This is a genomic window from Kitasatospora sp. NPDC056531 (assembly GCF_042794375.1).
Lineage (GTDB): Bacteria > Actinomycetota > Actinomycetes > Streptomycetales > Streptomycetaceae > Kitasatospora.
Genome location: NZ_JBHTTU010000001.1, coordinates 501,046 through 517,205 on the forward strand (window position 1 = coordinate 501,046; position 16,160 = coordinate 517,205).

Consider the following 16,160-nt stretch of genomic DNA (forward strand, 5'->3'; position numbering starts at 1 on the left):
GGCCCAGCGGGGGGGCACACCCCTTTGGGGGGACCACCCCCAAAACCCCAAAGAAAAGCGCGTGCCCCCCCCCCCCCCCCCCACCGGGGGGGGGGCGCCGGCCCGTTCGCCGTCCCGGTCCCACACGGCGCCACCGGCAGATTCCCGTCGGTTCGAACACCACCCGTTGGGGTGAATCAATGGGCTTTCCGCTTCCCACCGGGAAGGACGCCGTGCAAAGCTTTCATTACTCTCGGTTTACCGAGTCTTGATGGTCCGTCCCGACGGCCCTCGGCGAGACATCCCGCACCTCGCCCGGGCCCCTGGCGGGCCTGATGGTCAACGCCGGTCGGTGACACCCTCATTCCCCCGCCGCGCCCACGCCATCCCGCCACACCGTCGCGACCCACGACAGCCGATCCGCCCCGGGCCCCAAACCGGACTCACCACCGGACCTGACTGCGTTCGTTCCCCCGGACAGACGGGAAGACCATGACCCTCGACATCTCCAGCGCACCCATCGCCTCCGACACCACCGACCACGCGCCACCGGGCCCCAACTCCCGGGTCCGCTGGGCCCAGGACCTCTCGGCCTCCCTGGTGGTCTTCCTGATCGCCGTGCCGTTCTCACTCGGCATCGCGCTCGCCACCGGCGCCCCGCTCACCGCAGGGCTCGTCTCGGCGGCCGTGGGCGGCATCGTGGTCGGACTGTTCGGTGGCACCCCGCTCCAGGTCAGCGGCCCATCCGCCGCCTTGACCGTGATCACCGCCGGGCTGGTCGCCCAGTACGGCTGGCAGGCCACCTGCGCCGTGACGGTCGCCGCCGGGCTGCTCCAACTCCTGCTCGGTGTACGCCGGGTGGCCCGGACAGCGCTCGCCGTCTCGCCCGCGATCGTGCACGGCATGCTGGCCGGAGTCGGGCTCACCATCGCCATCGCGCAACTGCACGTCGTCCTCGGCGGCTCCCCGCAGAGCTCCGCGATCGCCAACCTCCTCGCCCTGCCCAGCCAGTTCGCCGGTCCACACCCGCCCGCGCTGCTGGCCGGCACGGTGACCGTGGCAACACTGCTGGGCTGGCCCCGGCTCGGCCGACTCCCGGGCCGAGCCGGCGAGTTCGGCGCCCGCCTGGCCAAGGTGCCCGGCCCGCTGGTCGCCGTGGCCGTCGCCACCGCGCTCGCCCTCGCCCTGGACCTGCGGCTCGCCCACATCCAACTGCCCGCCTGGCAACCGCGCTCGCTCGTGCCCGCGCTGCCGCACGGTTCGCTCACCGAGGTGCTCGCCGCCGTCCTCAACGTCACCGCCGTCGCGAGCGTGGAGTCACTGCTGTCCGCCGTCGCGGTCGACCGGATGTCCCGGCGCACCGGCGACCTCGACCGCGAGCTGCGCGCGCAGGGCCTCGCCAACACGGTCAGCGGCCTGGTCGGCGGACTGCCGATCGCCGGCGGCGCCGTGCGCAGCACCGCCAACGTCCGGGCCGGCGGGCAGACCAAGTGGGCCTCGGTGCTGCACGGCGCCTGGGTGCTGGCCGCCGCGCTCGCCCTGGCCGGTGGACTGCGCCGGATCCCACTGGCGGCCCTGGCCGCGCTGGTGCTGGTGGTCGGGCTGCAGATGGTGAGCTTCGCGCACATCCGCAAGGTGCACCGGCACCGGGAGTTCCCGGTCTACCTGACCACGGTGCTCGGCGTGGTGGGCTTCGGGGTGCTGTGGGGCGTGGGGCTCGGCGCGGGCACCGCCGTGCTGCTCGCGCTCTACCGGCTGACCCGCGCCCATGTGGACGTCGAGCCCGGCCCCGACGGCTCGGTCACCGTCCAGACCCACGGGCCGCTCACCTTCACCGCCGTCCCCCGGTTGAGCCGGGCGCTGGCCTCGATCCCCGCGGACGCCGAGGTCACCGTGGTGCACGACGGCTCCTTCCTGGACCACGCCGCGTACGAGACGCTGCACAACTGGCGGGCCGGACACCAGGCCGCGGGCGGCCGGGTCTCGATGGTGACGCGGCGTCCGGACGACGAGGTGCTCGACCCCGACGGCACGGTCCGCGCGGGCAGTTCGCCGGGCCCGCACCGCTGCCGGGCCTGGACGCCCTGGGTCGGCCACCACTGCATCGAGCAGCAGGAGGACCCGCACGGCCGGCTGCTGGACGGCGTCCGGGTGTTCCAGCAGCACACCGCCCCACTGATCCGGCCCGAGCTCGCCCGGCTGGCCCGGGAGGGGCAGACGCCCTCGCAGCTCTTCCTGACCTGCGCGGACTCCCGGATGGTCACCAGCATGATCACCAACAGCGGCCCGGGCGACCTGTTCACCGTCCGCAACGTGGGCAACCTGGTGCCGGCCCCCTTCGAGCCCGGCGCGGCCGACGACTCGGTGGCCGCCGCGGTGCAGTACGCGGTGGAGGCACTGGAGGTGCGCTCGATCACGGTCTGCGGACACTCGGGCTGCGGCGCGATGAAGGCCCTGCTGGACGGCGTGCACGAGCGCCCCGGGCCGCCCACCCCGCTGGCTCGCTGGCTGCGCAACGGCCGCGGCTCGCTGGACCGGCTCCGGCGGGCCCCGGCCGAGTTCGCCGACCGGCCGGTGGTGGACCTCGCGGAGCAGCTCTGCATCACCAACGTGGTCCAGCAGCTGGATCAGCTGATGGCGAACCCGGCGGTGGAGCGCCGGGTCGAGGAGGGCACCCTGCGGTTGGTCGGGATGTACTTCGACTTCGCCACCGCCCAGGCCTACGTCCTGGACCGGGTTGCCGGGACGTTCAGCCCGGTCGAGGCCCGCACGGAGGAGCGGCCCGACGGGGTTTCGGCCGAACGAGTGAGACAGGACGGCCGGGTTCCGGCCGAGGGCAGCGGGGAAGGTCCCCAGCTGGCCGCCTGAAAGCCGGGTCCGTGTCCCCGCCGGGCGGGCCGGGGCACGGACCCACCTGCCGCTGCGCGTTCTGCCGCCCTGGTGCGGCGGAACGCGCGGTCGGCCGTTCGACGATCAGCCAAAGGTCTACACCAATTATCAGGAGCCTCTTGTCAAGTGCCCCGTTCGCCTGGTGAGCTGTGCGCTGGGACACACGGGACGATCCCCACGCACGGGACCGCCCCAGATCATGACTCGATGAGGAGTGCGCGTTGAGCAACGAGAGCCTGGCCAACCTGCTCAAGGAGGAGCGGCGATTCGCCCCGCCGGCAGAGCTCGCCGCAGCCGCCAACGTCACCGCGGCCGCGTACGCGCAGGCTTCCGAGGACCGTCTGGGCTTCTGGGCCGAGCAGGCCCGCCGCCTGAGCTGGGCCGTCGAACCGACCGAGACCCTCGACTGGTCCAACCCGCCGTTCGCCAAGTGGTTCGCCGACGGCAAGCTCAACGTGGCCTACAACTGCGTCGACCGCCACGTCGAGAACGGCCTGGGCGACCGGGTCGCCATCCACTTCGAGGGCGAGCCCGGCGACAGCCGCTCGATCACCTACGCCCAGCTCAAGGACGAGGTCTCGCAGGCCGCCAACGCGCTGCTGGAGCTCGGCGTCCGCAAGGGCGACCGGGTGGCCGTCTACCTGCCGATGATCGCCGAGGCGGTCGTCGCGATGCTCGCCTGCGCCCGGATCGGCGCCACCCACTCGGTGGTCTTCGGCGGTTTCTCCGCCGACGCCGTGGCCTCCCGGATCCAGGACGCCCAGGCCAAGCTCGTCATCACCGCCGACGGCGGCTACCGACGCGGCAAGCCCTCCGCCCTCAAGCCGGCCATCGACGAGGCGCTCACCAAGGTCGACGGCGTCGACCACGTCCTGGTGATCCGCCGCACCGGGCAGGAGACCGCCTGGACCGAGGGCCGCGACGTCTGGTGGCACGAGATCACCGCTCGCCAGTCCACCGAGCACGCCCCCGAGGCGCACGACGCCGAGCACCCGCTTTTCATCCTCTACACCTCGGGCACCACCGGTAAGCCCAAGGGCATCCTGCACACCTCGGGCGGCTACCTCACCCAGGCCAGCTACACCCACCACGCGGTCTTCGACCTCAAGCCGGAGACCGACGTCTACTGGTGTACCGCCGACATCGGCTGGGTCACCGGCCACTCGTACATCGTCTACGGCCCGCTCTCCAACGGCGCCACCCAGGTCATCTACGAGGGCACCCCGGACACCCCGCACCAGGGCCGGTTCTGGGAGATCGTCCAGAAGTACGGCGTGACGATCCTCTACACCGCGCCGACGGCGATCCGTACCTTCATGAAGTGGGGCGACGACATCCCCGCGAAGTTCGACCTGTCCTCGCTGCGGGTGCTGGGCAGCGTCGGCGAGCCGATCAACCCCGAGGCCTGGATCTGGTACCGGGAGCACATCGGCGGCGGCAAGTGCCCGATCGTGGACACCTGGTGGCAGACCGAGACCGGCGCCATGATGATCAGCCCGCTGCCGGGCGTCACCGAGACCAAGCCGGGCTCGGCCCAGCGCGCCCTGCCGGGCATCGCGGCCACCGTGGTCGACGACGAGGCCAACGAGGTCCCGAACGGCTCCGGCGGCTACCTGGTGCTCACCGAGCCGTGGCCGTCCATGCTCCGCACCATCTGGGGCGACGACCAGCGCTACATCGACACCTACTGGTCCCGCTTCGAGGGCCGCTACTTCGCCGGTGACGGCGCCAAGAAGGACGAGGACGGCGACATCTGGCTGCTCGGCCGGGTGGACGACGTCATGCTGGTCTCGGGCCACAACATCTCCACCACCGAGGTCGAGTCGGCCCTGGTCGGGCACTCCTCGGTGGCCGAGTCCGCCGTGGTCGGCGCGACCGACGCCACCACCGGCCAGGCCATCGTCGCCTTCGTGATCCTGCGCGGCGGCGTCACCGAGACCCCGGAGCTGGTCGAGGAGCTGCGGGCACACGTCGGCCGCACGCTCGGCCCGATCGCCAAGCCGAAGCAGATCAAGGTGGTCGGTGAACTGCCGAAGACCCGCTCCGGCAAGATCATGCGCCGTCTGCTGCGCGACATCGCCGAGGGCCGCGAGGTCGGTGACACCACCACCCTCGCCGACAGCACGGTGATGAGCCAGATCCAGGCCCAGCTGCCGCCGTCGGGCGGCAACAGCTGAACCTCCTGAGCGCCGGCTGAACACGCCGACGCGGTGACCGGGGCCCCGGGCGGACACCACCGCCCGGGGCCCCGTCGTCGCCCGGTTCGGGCATTCAGGTGTCGGGCGGTTGCTCCTCAGGAGTGCAGAACCAGCCCCCAGGGCTTAAGTCCTTGAACAGGACAATCCGGGAGTCACTCGCGCGTCCCGTTAGACTGTTAAGGACGCATCAAGATCCTTGAGCAGGAATCCGGGCGTCACAGGGCGCGCCGGGAAGTCTGGTCGGCAACTGCACCACCCGTGCATCCGTTGCCGCTCCCAGCCCCTCAGGAGGTCCCGCGTGACCGACCAGCCGCCCGTCCACGAGCCGACGACCCGCCGCCGGCAGCTATTCGGCCGGCTGTCACTGCCCGAACGCACCTTCATCACCGACGCCCTGCGCACCGAGACGGTCGGCGGCATGCTGCTGCTGGCCGCCGCCGTGGTCGCGCTGATCTGGGCCAACGTCTGGCCGCACGCGTACGAGAGCATGCTCGACCACACCGTCGGCCCGTCCGCTCCGCTCCACCTCGACCTCACCCTGGCCGACTGGGCCAAGGACGGCCTGCTGACGATCTTCTTCTTCGTGGCCGGCATCGAGCTCAAGCGGGAGTTCGTCGCGGGCGAGCTGCGCACCCCGAGCGCCGCGCTGCTGCCGGTGATCGCCGCCGTCTGCGGCGTCGCCGTGCCCGCGATCCTGTTCTCCCTGGTCAACTCCGGCAGCGGCGGCCACCCCGGCGGCTGGGCCATTCCCACCGCCACCGACATCGCCTTCGCACTCGGCGTGCTGGCCGTGGTGGGTAGTCACCTCCCGTCGGCGCTGCGCGCCTTCCTGCTCACCCTGGCCGTGGTCGACGACCTGATCGCGATCCTGATCATCGCGATCTTCTACAGCTCCGGGATCAAGTTCTGGGCGCTCGGCCTGGCCTTCGCCGGCCTGGTGCTGTTCTGGTTCCTGCACCGGCGCGGGGTGAAGGGCTGGTACCTGTTCGTACCGCTGGCCGTGGTGGTCTGGGCGCTGATGCACGAGAGCGGCATCCACGCCACGGTGGCGGGCGTCGCGATGGGCCTGATGCTGCGCTGCCACCGGGAGGGCGACGAGCAGCACTCCCCCGGCGAGCACATCGAGCACCTGGTCCGCCCGATCTCCGCCGGGCTGGCCGTCCCACTGTTCGCCCTGTTCGCGGCCGGGGTGTCGATCTCCGGCCCGACGCTGCGCGAGGTGTTCACCCAGGCCACCCCGCTCGGCATCGTCATCGGCCTGCTCGTCGGCAAGACGGTGGGCATATTCGGCGGCACCTGGCTGGCCGCCCGGTTCACCCGGGCCGAGCTGAACCCGCAGCTCAAGTGGGCCGACCTGTTCGCCGTCTCGGTGCTCGCCGGCATCGGCTTCACCGTCTCGCTGCTGATCAGCGAGCTGGCCTTCCGGAACGACCTCGAGCTGGCCGACCGGTCCAAGACGGCCGTCCTGGTCGGCTCGCTGCTCTGCGCGCTGGTCGCCACCGTGCTGCTCAAGCTGCGCAACCGGCACTACCGCGCGCTGTGCGACGAGGAGGACCGGGACTCGGACGGCGACGACGTCCCGGACGTCTACCAAGAGGACGACCCGGCCTGGCGGGCGCGGGTCTCCGAGACCGCCCGCCACCTGCCCGGCGAGAGCCCCGAAACGGGCCGCTGAGTCCCCGACGGGCTTCCCGCAGGCCTGCGGGAAGCCCGTCCCCGAGGGCTCGGAACGCCTTGCGCAAGAAGGGACACGTCCCCCCGGCGGGGCCCCGGAGTGGTGTCCGACTGACCGGTAGGGGCATGATTCTGAGCGTCGACAACCCACTGACGCCTCCGGGACCCCCACCGGCACCGGAACCGCACCCGCGACGGCGTCACGCCGCAACAGCCGCAGAGGAGAACCGCTGATGCCCGCAGGAGCCGCAGACCCGTCCAGCAACGGCCGGGCGCCCTACGAGGGCGAGCGTTCGGTGGGGCAGCTGTTCGCGGCGGCCACCGCCGACCTCACCGCGCTGGTTCACGACGAGATCGCGCTCGCCAAGTCCGAGATCAAAGCGGACGTCAAGCGCGGCGTCTCCGGTGGCGTCTTCTTCGCCGTCGCCGGGGTGCTCGCCCTGGCCGCCATCCCGATGGTGAGCATCGCGATCGCCTTCTTCTTCCATTGGCTGGGCGTGCCGCTGGGCTTGTCGTTCGTTCTCTCGGCAGCCGTCCACTTCATCCTCGCGGTGCTGGTCGGGTTGCTGGCCTGGCGTTTCATCAAGAAGGTCCAGAAGCCCGAGCGCACCATCGAGGGCGTCCAGAAGACCGCCGAGGTGTTGAAGAACGTCCGGCCGCGCCCGGCCACCCAGGAGGAGATCGACCGGGGCCTGGGCCGCATCCCGTAACGGACCCGACTCCGCAGGACCCCGCCGGGCACGCACTCGGACCCGCCGACGGCGAGTGCCGGGCACGTGTCCGGCGCACGGATGTGACACGCTCTCGGTATGCCGCTTGACCAGAAGCCCGCGCCCGCGCAGCCGTCCGCCGATTCCGGCCCCGAGCCGGCCCCGGAACAGGATCCCGGACAGGAGACCGGACCGCAGACCGGACAGGAGCCCGGACAGGAGCCCGCCGAGGCCTGGAGCATCCGGCAGTCCGGCCCGTGGACGCACCGCGACCTCGCGGCCAACGGCGCCCGCTTCCACATCGCCGAGCTGGGCTCCGGCCCGCTGGTGCTGCTGGTGCACGGCTGGCCCGAGTACTGGTGGGCCTGGCGCCACCAGCTGACCGCGCTCGCCGAGGCCGGCTACCGCGCGGTGGCGCTCGACCTGCGCGGCATCGGCGGCAGCGACCGCACCCCGCGCGGCTACGACCCGGGCAACCTCGCCCTGGACATCACCGGTGTGATCCGCTCGCTCGGCGAGCGCCGGGCGCACCTGGTCGGGCACGCCTCCGGCGGCACCCTGGCCTGGGTGGCGGCGGTGATGCGCCCGTCGGTGATCCAGAGCCTCACCGTGGTCTCCGCCGCGCATCCCCGGGACCTGCGCCGGGCACTGCTGACCGACCGCAAGCAGATGGCCGCCTTCGAGCACGTGCTGGGCTTCCAGCGGCCGTGGATACCGGAACGCCGTCTGGTGGCCGACGACGCCGCGCTGGTCGGCCGCTACCTGGACGAGTGGACCGGGCCGACCAAGCTTGACGGGTCGGCGGTGCACGCGTACCGGCAGGCGATCCAGATCCCCAGCACCGCACACTGCTCGATCGAGCCGTACCGCTGGCTGCTGCGCTCGATGGCCCGCCCGGACGGCATCCAGTTCGCCCGGCGGATGAAGAAGCCCATCACCGCGCCGACGCTGCACGTCCAGGGCGCCGCGGATCCGGTGCTGCTGTCGCACACCGCGCTCGGCGGCGGCGAGTACGTGGCGGCGCCGTACCGTTGGCGGCTGATGCCGGGGGTCGGGCACTTCCCGCACGAGGAGGCGCCGGAGGAGTTCACGGCCGAGCTGCTGGACTGGGTGGGCCGCCACAAGGATTGAACGCCCGGGTGACCGCCCCGGGGCCGCCCCGGGATCGGTTAAGGGATCGACCGGGTCACCGAGGAAGGGATCTTCGACACAACTCCCTTGCCATAAAACTCATATGACAATCGCATAGGCCAATTTCGACAGACCCGGGCGGTTACCCCCACCGGCCCAGGGGCATCAATTCCGGTATGACCTGGATGCCCGATCGCGGTGCCGCCCCGCGCGGCCGACGCCACAACAGCCCTCAGCGTTCCGCGCCCCGCCCGGACTGGGCGGAGGACCTCGGCTTCGAGGGCCTCGACGGCCGCCAACGCGGGGCGCAGCGGCAGCTCGGCATCCCGCGCATCCTCGGCCGGCGCGCCCGGTGGGTGGGCGCACGACTGCGGCGCGAGACCTGAGGCCTCGCGCCGCTTCGGCAGACTGGTCAACAGTCGGTCAGTTCACCATGGTCGGGGACAGCGCGGTGAACCAGAGCAGGACGAAGGTCGCCACCGACATGATCGGCACCAGCACCTTGGTCTCGACGTTGTTGCCACTGCGCTTGATCAGCACGATCTCGTAGCGCTCCTTGTGCGGCCACAGCAGCGGCGCACCCTTCTTGGTCAGGCAGTCGCCGAGCAGGTGCGCCAGCGTGCCCAGCGCGACCGCGTACGGCAGCCAGCCGGGCGAGTTGGGCATCCAGGTGTTCATCCCGAAGGTGCCGAGCGCAGACAGGCCGATGACGGTGATCCACGCCTCCGGGCCGTTGCTCGGCGGGCAGAGCCGCAGGGCCTTGATCGCGAGCGCCAGCAGGAAGAACGTCAGCCCGAGGGTGAAGTAGCGGCCCAGGTAGGTGACGCCGGCCCAGGTGCCGCCGCCCATCAGCGCGACGAACAGCAACGAGTGGGTGGCGTGCCGGTGGCCGCCGGAGGCCCAGGCCACGAAGCGGCAGAGCGCCTTGGAGACCGGGCCGAGGAAGTTGGCGATCGAGCCGTCGTGGTGGTCGAGGTCCGGCAGGAGGGCCGCCCCAGCGCACAGCACCGTGCCCATCAGTATGTCCGCCGGCTCCAGCTTGGTGTGCAGCAGCAGCGGGGGCAGGAACGGAGCGGACGCCGCGTACAGCATCGCCCCGCTCACCGCGTGCGAATGACCCATCATCGGACTACCACGACCTCCCGTTGAGCTCACTCCGGGGACGGCGCCCGGTTGAGCCGAACGGGTGAGCGCGGCCGAGGCTACCAGGGCGGACTGACGGTGCGACGGATCCCGCACCGACGCCGCGCCGGCGCCGCACCGGTCGAACGACCGGCATCGGCGAACCAGGACAACCGGGCGCCGCACCCGGCCGAACGACCGGCGTCAGAGCGCGCAGCCCTGGGTGTCCACCCGGGTGTTCGCGGTGCTGCCCGCCTGCGCGTCCTCGCGCACCTCGGCCGAGGTCAGCACGTATCCGGTGTCCCCGCTGTCCAGGGACTTGGCGAACACCACGCCGTACACCTGGCCGTCCGGGGTGAGCAGCGGGCCGCCGCTGTTGCCCTGGCGGACCAGCGAGCGCACGGAGTACACGTCGCGCACCACCTGGCCGCGGTGGTAGATGTCCGGGCCGTTGGCCTGGATCCGGCCGCGGATGCGGGCGGGCTGGACGTTGAAGGCGCCGTTCTCGGGGAAGCCCGCGACGATCGCGCTGTCGTTGGTCTTGGCCTCGCCCGCGAAGGTCAGCGGGGGCGCGTTCAGCTTGGGCACGTCCAGGACGGCGATGTCGCGCTGCCAGTCGTAGCGGACCACCGTCGCGTCGTACAGCTGGCCGACGCCGCCGATCTGCACGGTCGGCTCGTCGACGCCGCCGACCACGTGGGCGTTGGTCATCACCCGGTGCGGGGCGAAGACGAAGCCGCTGCCCTCCAGGGTCTTGCCGCAGGAGGTCGCGGTGCCGACCACCTTGACCAGGCTCTGCCGGGCCTTGGCCACCGCCGCGCTGCCGGCCAGCGCCGGGTCCGGGGTGTCGACCTGGGTGATCGGCTCGTGCTCGAAGGGGTTGAACACCTGTGGGAAGCCGTTGCGGGCGAGCACCTTGGAGAAGTCCGAGAACCAGTTCGGCGCGTCACCGGGCAGCGCGCTCTGGACGCCGCTGAGGATCGTCGAGGAGCGGACCTGCTTGGAGACCGTCGGCAGGGACGTTCCGGCCAGCGCGGAGCCGATCAGCCAGGCCACCAGCAGCATCGAGATCACGTTGACCACCGCGCCGCCGGACGCGTCCAGCACCCGGGCCGGGCGACGGTCGATGTGCCCGCGCAGCTTCCAGCCGAAGTGCGCGGTGATCGCCTGGCCGATCGCGGCGAAGGTGATCACCACCACGACGGCCACCACCGAGGCCGTGGTGCCGGGGCTGAGGTGGTCGAGCAGCAGCGGCAGCAGCTGGACGGCCAGCAGACCGCCGCCGAGGAAGCCGACGAGCGACAGGACGCCCACCACGAAGCCCTGCCGGTAGCCCGAAACGGCGAATCCGACGGCGGCGAGGATCAGCAGCACATCCAGGACGTTCACTCCGACACCCTCCCACGCTTCGCGGACCCGCCGCGCCGACGGCCCGTCACGAGGTACCGGCGTCGCCGCCCGGCAGGGCGCGGGAGTGCTCGAGGTCACCCTGGACCAGCGCGAGCGCTTCGTCCGAGAGGTCGACGATCCGGGACGGGTCCCAAGGCAGCTCCAGGCCGCTGTGGTGCAGCACCCGGTCGATCACCCCGGCGGTGAAGCCCCAGACCAGCCGCCCGGCGACCGCGAAGGCCGGCCCGACGTGCCCGGACGGGTGCCGCAGCCGGACCCGGTTCGCCGGGTCGGCGAGGTCGGCGATCGTCACCCGGAACACCGCGCCGGTCTCGCCCCGGTCCACCGGGCGCACCGGCGACTCCTCGCGCCACCAGCCCAGCACCGGGGTCACCACGAAGCGGCTCACCGGGATGTACAGCCGGGGCAGCTCCGCGAAGACCTGCACCCCGGCCGGGTCCAGGCCGGTCTCCTCCCAGGCCTCGCGCAGCGCCGCCGCGATCGGGCCGGGGCCGTCCGGGTCGCCGTCCTCCGGGTCCAGCGCGCCGCCCGGGAAGGACGGCTGGCCGGCGTGCGAGCGCAGCGAACGGGCCCGCTCGATCAGCAGCACGTCCGGACCGTCCGGGCCCTCGCCGAACAGCATCAGCACCGCGGCCGCCCGGCCGCCCTCGCGCGGCGGCAGGAAGCGGCTCAGCTGCTCGGGCAGCACCCGCTCGGCCGCGTCCCGGACCGGCTGCAGCCAGGTCGGCAGGCCGTCCCGCTCGATGGCGCCCGCCGTCATGCGCCCACCGCCAGGTCCGCGACCTGCCCCTGGTGGGCGGCGGCGTCGGCCCGGGCGGCCGCCTCGCCGGGGAAGTCCGACGGCGGCTTCAGCCGTTGGCCGGGCTGGCCGCCCATCTCGTACTTGAGCAGCTTGCGGGCCTTCTCCGGGTCGGTCTCACCCTCCCCGTACGCGGGGCAGAGCGGCGCGATCGGGCAGGCCCCGCAGGCGGGCTTCTGGGAATGACAGATCCGGCGGCCGTGGAAGACCACCCGGTGCGAGAGCATCGTCCACTCCGACTTCGGGAAGATCTCGGCGACGGCCAGCTCGACCTTCACCGGGTCCTCCTCGGTGGTCCAGCCGAACCGCCGGGCCAACCGCCCGAAGTGGGTGTCCACGGTGATGCCGGGGACTCCGAAGGCGTTGCCGAGGACGACGTTGGCGGTCTTGCGGCCGACGCCGGGCAGGGTCACCAGGTCGTCCAGCCGGCCCGGGACCTCGCCGCCGAACTCGTCGCGCAGCGCGATCGAGAGGCCGATCAGCGACTTCGCCTTGTTCCGGAAGAAGCCGGTCGGGCGGATGATCTCCTCCAGTTCCTCCGGGTTCGCCGCCGCCATGTCCTCGGGCGTCGGGTACCTGGCGAACAGCGCCGGGGTGGTCTGGTTCACCCGCAGGTCGGTGGTCTGCGCCGACAGCACGGTGGCCACCAGCAGTTGGAACGGGTTCTCGAAGTCCAGCTCCGGATGCGCGTACGGGTACAGCTCCGCCAGCTCGCGGTTGATCCGCCGGGCCCGCCGCACCATCGCCAGCTGCGACTCCGGCTTCCTCGGCTTCACGGCGGGCTTCGAAGCCGGTTTCACGGCCGACTTCGAGGCCGGTTCTACGGCCTGCTTCACGGCTGCCCTCTTGGCGGTCGGCTTCTGAGCCGCCGCCTTGGTGGGGGCCTTGGTCGCGGTCTTCCGGGCCTTGCTCTCTGCCATGCACGAAGGCTACGCCGAGCGGTGCACCGCTCGGGGCCGATCAAGCAACGGGAACCGCCCCGCCGGGGCCGCCACCGTCCGGTGACAGCGGTCGGCCGGGGCGGAGAACGGATGGTAGGCGTCCTGTCAGCCGAGGACACGACCGTCGTGCGGCCGGGCCGGTCGTCCCGGGCCGACGCTTCCCGGGGTGGTCACCGGAGGGTGCGGCCGATGGTGCCCTCAAGGGTGTTGAGCAGCCCGGCCAGCGCCTCGGCGAGCCGGTCCTGCTCGTCGGGGGTGAGGCCGGAAAGCAGAGCGCGGTCGTACGCGACGAGTTCCTGGATCAGGCCGTCGACCAGCTCCCGCCCGGCGTCGGTGAGCGAGAGGTGGGCGACCCGGCGGTCGCGGTCGTCGGGGCGGCGGCTGACCAGAGCGCGTTCCTCCAGCAACCGCAGGCGCTTGGTCACGGCGGCGCCGGAGGCGAAGCTCTCGCGGGCCAGCTGGGTGGGGGTCAGCTCGCGGTCGACCCGGCGCAGGGCGCCGAGGATGTCGAACTCGGCGCGGCTGAGGCCGGCCCGGGTGAGCGGGTCGGGGGTCTGCTGGAGCAGCGCGGCGCAGCGGTTGATCCGGCCGAGAACGGCGATCGGGCCGGTGTCCAGGCCCGGGTAGGCGCGCTCCCACTGGCGCAGCACACCTGCGACGACGTCCTCCACGTGCGCTGCTCCCGTTCCGCGACCGACCCGTTCGTTCGATCCTAGACGGCGCGCACTCCGGTGCCCCGGCGCTCCAGCAGGGCAGCCAGCAGGTGGTGGGCGTGCCGCTCGGCGTCGGCGGCGCGCTGGTGCGGGAGGGCCGGTCGGCACCACTCGCCGGTCGCGGTGTCGGCGGCCTCGCGCAGTTCCAGCAGGGCGGTGGCCAGACCGGTCCGGGCGGCCGCGGCCTCGGGGCCGGCCGCCGCGACGGCGGACCGGGCCTCGCGGGTGGCGGTCTCGGCCCCGGCCAGGGCACGGGAGAGCCGGGCTGCGGTACGACGGTTGGTGACCAGCAGGCAGGCGGCGAGCCCGGTGAGCGCGCCGACGCAGGTGTCCAGCCAGCGGTCCGCGACCAGGGTCCGGGCGGGTTGCAGGCCGGCGAACTCCGTCATCAGCAGTGCCATCGGGGTGACGAAGACGGTGGCCAGCCAGTAGCTGCGGGCGATCGTGGCCTCCGCGCCGAACTGGCAGAGCAGCCCGAGCACGATCAGTGCCACCGGGCCGGAGTGGGCGAGCGGCAGCGCGGCGGTGAACAGCGCCAGGCCGAGCAGATTGCCGAGCACCCGCTGCAGCGCGCGCTGCCAGGAGAGCGTGCTGTTCGCCTGGAACACCGAGGCCGCGGTGACCACCGCCCAGTACGGGCGGCCGACGCCGAGCGCCAGCGAGAGCCAGCCGGCGGCGGCGCAGCCGACCGCGACCCGCAGGCCGATCGGCAGCAGCACCGAGCCGGGCCGCAGCGCGGCGCGCGATGAGGGCCGGGGGCCGGGCCGGCGGGCGCGCAGGTCGGCGGCCTCCGCCTCGGTGAGGTCCAGCAGCGGCAGGGTGCGGCCGCGCCGCAGGTCGCGGGCCCAGGCGGCGTACCGCTCGGCAGCCGCCGGATCGGCGGGTGCGGCGAGGGCCGCCTCGGCGTGGACGAGCAGCCGCTCGGGCGCGTCCCCGAGGGCGCGCCGCCGGGCCGGGGAGGAGAGCGCGAGGCTGTGCCGGGCCGCGTCGACCGCGCCGACCAGGGCGGTACGGGCGGCGGCGGTGAGGGCGGCGGCGGTGAGGGCGGCGCCGGGCGCGGTGCGCAGCAGCCGGGCGGCGGCTTCCAGCGCGCGGGCGGTGGCGATCCGCTCCGGGCCGTACGGGCGCAGCGGCGCGGGGGCCATGCAGACCAGCCAGGCCAGTGCGGCGCCGAGCACGGTGAGTGCCAGGTGCGGCGCGAGGTCGGGCAGCCGCTGGGGGACGAAGGCGCAGCTGGCGGTGGTGAAGGTGATGATCAGGCTGCCGGGCGGGCCGATCCGGGCGGCGTCGCAGAGCAGCTTGTGCAGCGCGGCGAGTGCGGCCGCCACCACGACCAGCACGACGGCGTCGCGGGTGAGCGCGGCGGCGGTGAGGGCGGCGCCGGTGCTGAGGACCGTACCGAGCAGCACGGCGGCCAGCGTCCGGGCCCGGGCGCGGTAGGGCAGGCCGTGCCCGTACAGCGCGCCGAGGCCGCCGGCCGAGGTGTAGAGCGCGAGGTCGAGCCAGCCGAGGGCGAACAGGGTGAGGTTGAGGGTGCCGAGGGTCGCCACGGCGCTGAGCGCGGGCTTGTGCCAACCGTCTCCGGGTGGACCGACCCGGAGTGCCTGCCGGAACTGGGAGGTTGTGGCCATACCAAAAAGGTTAGCAGGTAATTTATCCATGAAATAGATGCCTGCGGGGAGGCCCTCGCACCCCCGGATCGAAACTGGGCGAAAAATTTCCCGCCAAGAGCGATGAGTTCTGCGGCGAGCCCCGGTCTACCTCCATGACCGACTCGCTCGACAGAAGGAACACCCCATGAACACCGTGGTCTCCACCGACGGCACCACCATCGCCTGCACCGTCACCGGCTCCGGCCCGGCCGTCGTCCTGGTGGACGGGGCGATCGGCCACCGCGGGTTCGACCCGGGCGTCGCGGTCGCCGAGCAGCTCTCGGCCCACCACACCGTGTGGGCCTACGACCGGCGCGGCCGCGGCGGCAGCGGGGACACCGCGCCGTTCGCCGTGGAGCGCGAGATCGAGGACCTGGCGGCGGTCATCGCGGCCGCCGGAGGCTCGGCCCGCGTCTTCGGCATCTCCTCGGGCGCCGCGCTCGCGCTGCGGGCCGCCGCCGCGGGCGTCGGCATGACCCGACTCGCCGTCTACGAGCCGCCCTTCAGCACCGAGGAGGGGCAGAGCGAGCGCTTCGTCGGGTACGTCACCGAGCTGGAGGCGGCGCTCGCCGAGGGGCGGCGCGGGGACGCCGTCGCGGCCTTCATGACCTTCGTCGGGATGCCCGGGGAGATGGTGGACGGGATGCGCTCCGCCCCGGTCTGGCCGGTGTTCGAGGCGGTCGCGCCGACCCTGGCGTACGACGCGGCGGCGCTCGGCGCGCGGACCGGCGCGACCGTCCCGGTCGGCCTCCTGGCCGGGATCACCGTGCCGACCCTGGTCCTGGACGGCGGCGCCAGCCCGGAACTACTGCAGGCGCCCTCCCGCGCGGTGGCGGCGGCCGTGCCGGGCGCCGAGTACCGGACGCTGGCCGACCAGACCCACGAGGTGGCGGCCGAGGCGCTGCTGCCGGAGCTGCTGAAGTTCTACGCCTGAGGCCCGGA

General features: G+C 72.9%; 13 protein-coding genes. 7 read left to right on the forward strand and 6 right to left on the reverse strand.

Annotated elements, in window-relative coordinates; genetic code table 11:
• Nucleotides 1-471: 471 nt before the first annotated feature.
• The 6 genes from ACFQ87_RS02475 to ACFQ87_RS02500 all read left to right on the forward strand — a co-directional run bounded on the left by ACFQ87_RS02475 (nt 472) and on the right by ACFQ87_RS02500 (nt 8,967).
• Nucleotides 472-2,847: a SulP family inorganic anion transporter gene (locus tag ACFQ87_RS02475; RefSeq protein ID WP_380608681.1), complete on the forward strand. Its 2,376-nt coding sequence runs from the start codon at nt 472-474 to the stop codon at nt 2,845-2,847.
• A 242-nt stretch (nt 2,848-3,089) separates the two neighbouring features.
• Nucleotides 3,090-5,045, forward strand: a complete 1,956-nt coding sequence (gene acs, locus ACFQ87_RS02480) for an acetate--CoA ligase (protein WP_380608682.1) — start codon at nt 3,090-3,092, stop codon at nt 5,043-5,045.
• Nucleotides 5,046-5,364: 319 nt separating this feature from the next.
• Nucleotides 5,365-6,741, forward strand: a complete 1,377-nt coding sequence (nhaA, locus tag ACFQ87_RS02485) for a Na+/H+ antiporter NhaA (RefSeq protein WP_380608683.1) — start codon at nt 5,365-5,367, stop codon at nt 6,739-6,741.
• 232 nt (nt 6,742-6,973) lie between these two features.
• A complete protein-coding gene (locus tag ACFQ87_RS02490) occupies nt 6,974-7,450 on the forward strand; it encodes a phage holin family protein (protein ID WP_380608684.1) in 477 nt (158 codons plus the stop codon).
• 99 nt (nt 7,451-7,549) lie between these two features.
• Nucleotides 7,550-8,581 (forward strand): alpha/beta fold hydrolase, encoded by a 1,032-nt coding sequence (locus ACFQ87_RS02495; protein WP_380608685.1) that lies wholly within the window; start codon nt 7,550-7,552, stop codon nt 8,579-8,581.
• A gap of 176 nt (nt 8,582-8,757) precedes the next feature.
• Complete coding sequence (locus ACFQ87_RS02500; protein WP_380608686.1) at nt 8,758-8,967, forward strand: hypothetical protein; 210 nt, start codon at nt 8,758-8,760, stop codon at nt 8,965-8,967.
• Between the two features lie 37 nt (nt 8,968-9,004).
• Here the strand turns inward: ACFQ87_RS02500 and ACFQ87_RS02505 are convergent, their stop codons facing one another.
• The 6 genes from ACFQ87_RS02505 to ACFQ87_RS02530 all read right to left on the reverse strand — a co-directional run bounded on the left by ACFQ87_RS02505 (nt 9,005) and on the right by ACFQ87_RS02530 (nt 15,197).
• A complete protein-coding gene (locus tag ACFQ87_RS02505; protein ID WP_380608687.1) occupies nt 9,005-9,706 on the reverse strand; it encodes a metal-dependent hydrolase in 702 nt (233 codons plus the stop codon).
• A 201-nt stretch (nt 9,707-9,907) separates the two neighbouring features.
• Nucleotides 9,908-11,092, reverse strand: a complete 1,185-nt coding sequence (locus ACFQ87_RS02510) for a MarP family serine protease (protein ID WP_380608688.1) — start codon at nt 11,090-11,092, stop codon at nt 9,908-9,910.
• Nucleotides 11,093-11,138: 46 nt separating this feature from the next.
• Nucleotides 11,139-11,873 (reverse strand): NUDIX hydrolase, encoded by a 735-nt coding sequence (locus ACFQ87_RS02515; RefSeq protein ID WP_380608689.1) that lies wholly within the window; start codon nt 11,871-11,873, stop codon nt 11,139-11,141.
• On the reverse strand, nt 11,870-12,832 hold the full coding sequence (gene nth / locus ACFQ87_RS02520; RefSeq protein ID WP_380608690.1) for an endonuclease III: 963 nt from the start codon (nt 12,830-12,832) through the stop codon (nt 11,870-11,872). Before nth ends, ACFQ87_RS02515 begins: the two co-directional genes overlap by 4 nt.
• Before the next feature lie 191 nt (nt 12,833-13,023).
• Entirely contained in the window at nt 13,024-13,524 is a 501-nt protein-coding gene (locus ACFQ87_RS02525) for a MarR family winged helix-turn-helix transcriptional regulator (protein ID WP_380608691.1), read from the reverse strand.
• A 41-nt stretch (nt 13,525-13,565) separates the two neighbouring features.
• On the reverse strand, nt 13,566-15,197 hold the full coding sequence (locus tag ACFQ87_RS02530) for an FUSC family protein (protein ID WP_380608692.1): 1,632 nt from the start codon (nt 15,195-15,197) through the stop codon (nt 13,566-13,568).
• A 166-nt stretch (nt 15,198-15,363) separates the two neighbouring features.
• Between ACFQ87_RS02530 and ACFQ87_RS02535 the strand changes: the two genes are divergently transcribed.
• The gene (locus ACFQ87_RS02535) at nt 15,364-16,152 is read left to right on the forward strand and encodes an alpha/beta fold hydrolase (RefSeq protein WP_380608693.1); all 789 of its coding nucleotides are present in this window, start codon (nt 15,364-15,366) and stop codon (nt 16,150-16,152) included.
• Nucleotides 16,153-16,160 lie beyond the last annotated feature (8 nt).

Excerpts from the sequence above, each read along its gene's own strand:
- nth (WP_380608690.1), bottom strand. The coding sequence starts at position 12,832 with ATGGCAGAGAGCAAGGCCCGGAAGACCGCGACCAAGGCCCCCACCAAG.
- ACFQ87_RS02515 (WP_380608689.1), bottom strand. The coding sequence starts at position 11,873 with ATGACGGCGGGCGCCATCGAGCGGGACGGCCTGCCGACCTGGCTGCAG.
- ACFQ87_RS02475 (WP_380608681.1), top strand. The coding sequence starts at position 472 with ATGACCCTCGACATCTCCAGCGCACCCATCGCCTCCGACACCACCGAC.
- ACFQ87_RS02530 (WP_380608692.1), bottom strand. The coding sequence starts at position 15,197 with ATGGCCACAACCTCCCAGTTCCGGCAGGCACTCCGGGTCGGTCCACCC.
- ACFQ87_RS02490 (WP_380608684.1), top strand. The coding sequence starts at position 6,974 with ATGCCCGCAGGAGCCGCAGACCCGTCCAGCAACGGCCGGGCGCCCTAC.
- ACFQ87_RS02495 (WP_380608685.1), top strand. The coding sequence starts at position 7,550 with ATGCCGCTTGACCAGAAGCCCGCGCCCGCGCAGCCGTCCGCCGATTCC.
- ACFQ87_RS02505 (WP_380608687.1), bottom strand. The coding sequence starts at position 9,706 with ATGATGGGTCATTCGCACGCGGTGAGCGGGGCGATGCTGTACGCGGCG.
- ACFQ87_RS02500 (WP_380608686.1), top strand. The coding sequence starts at position 8,758 with ATGACCTGGATGCCCGATCGCGGTGCCGCCCCGCGCGGCCGACGCCAC.
- ACFQ87_RS02535 (WP_380608693.1), top strand. The coding sequence starts at position 15,364 with ATGAACACCGTGGTCTCCACCGACGGCACCACCATCGCCTGCACCGTC.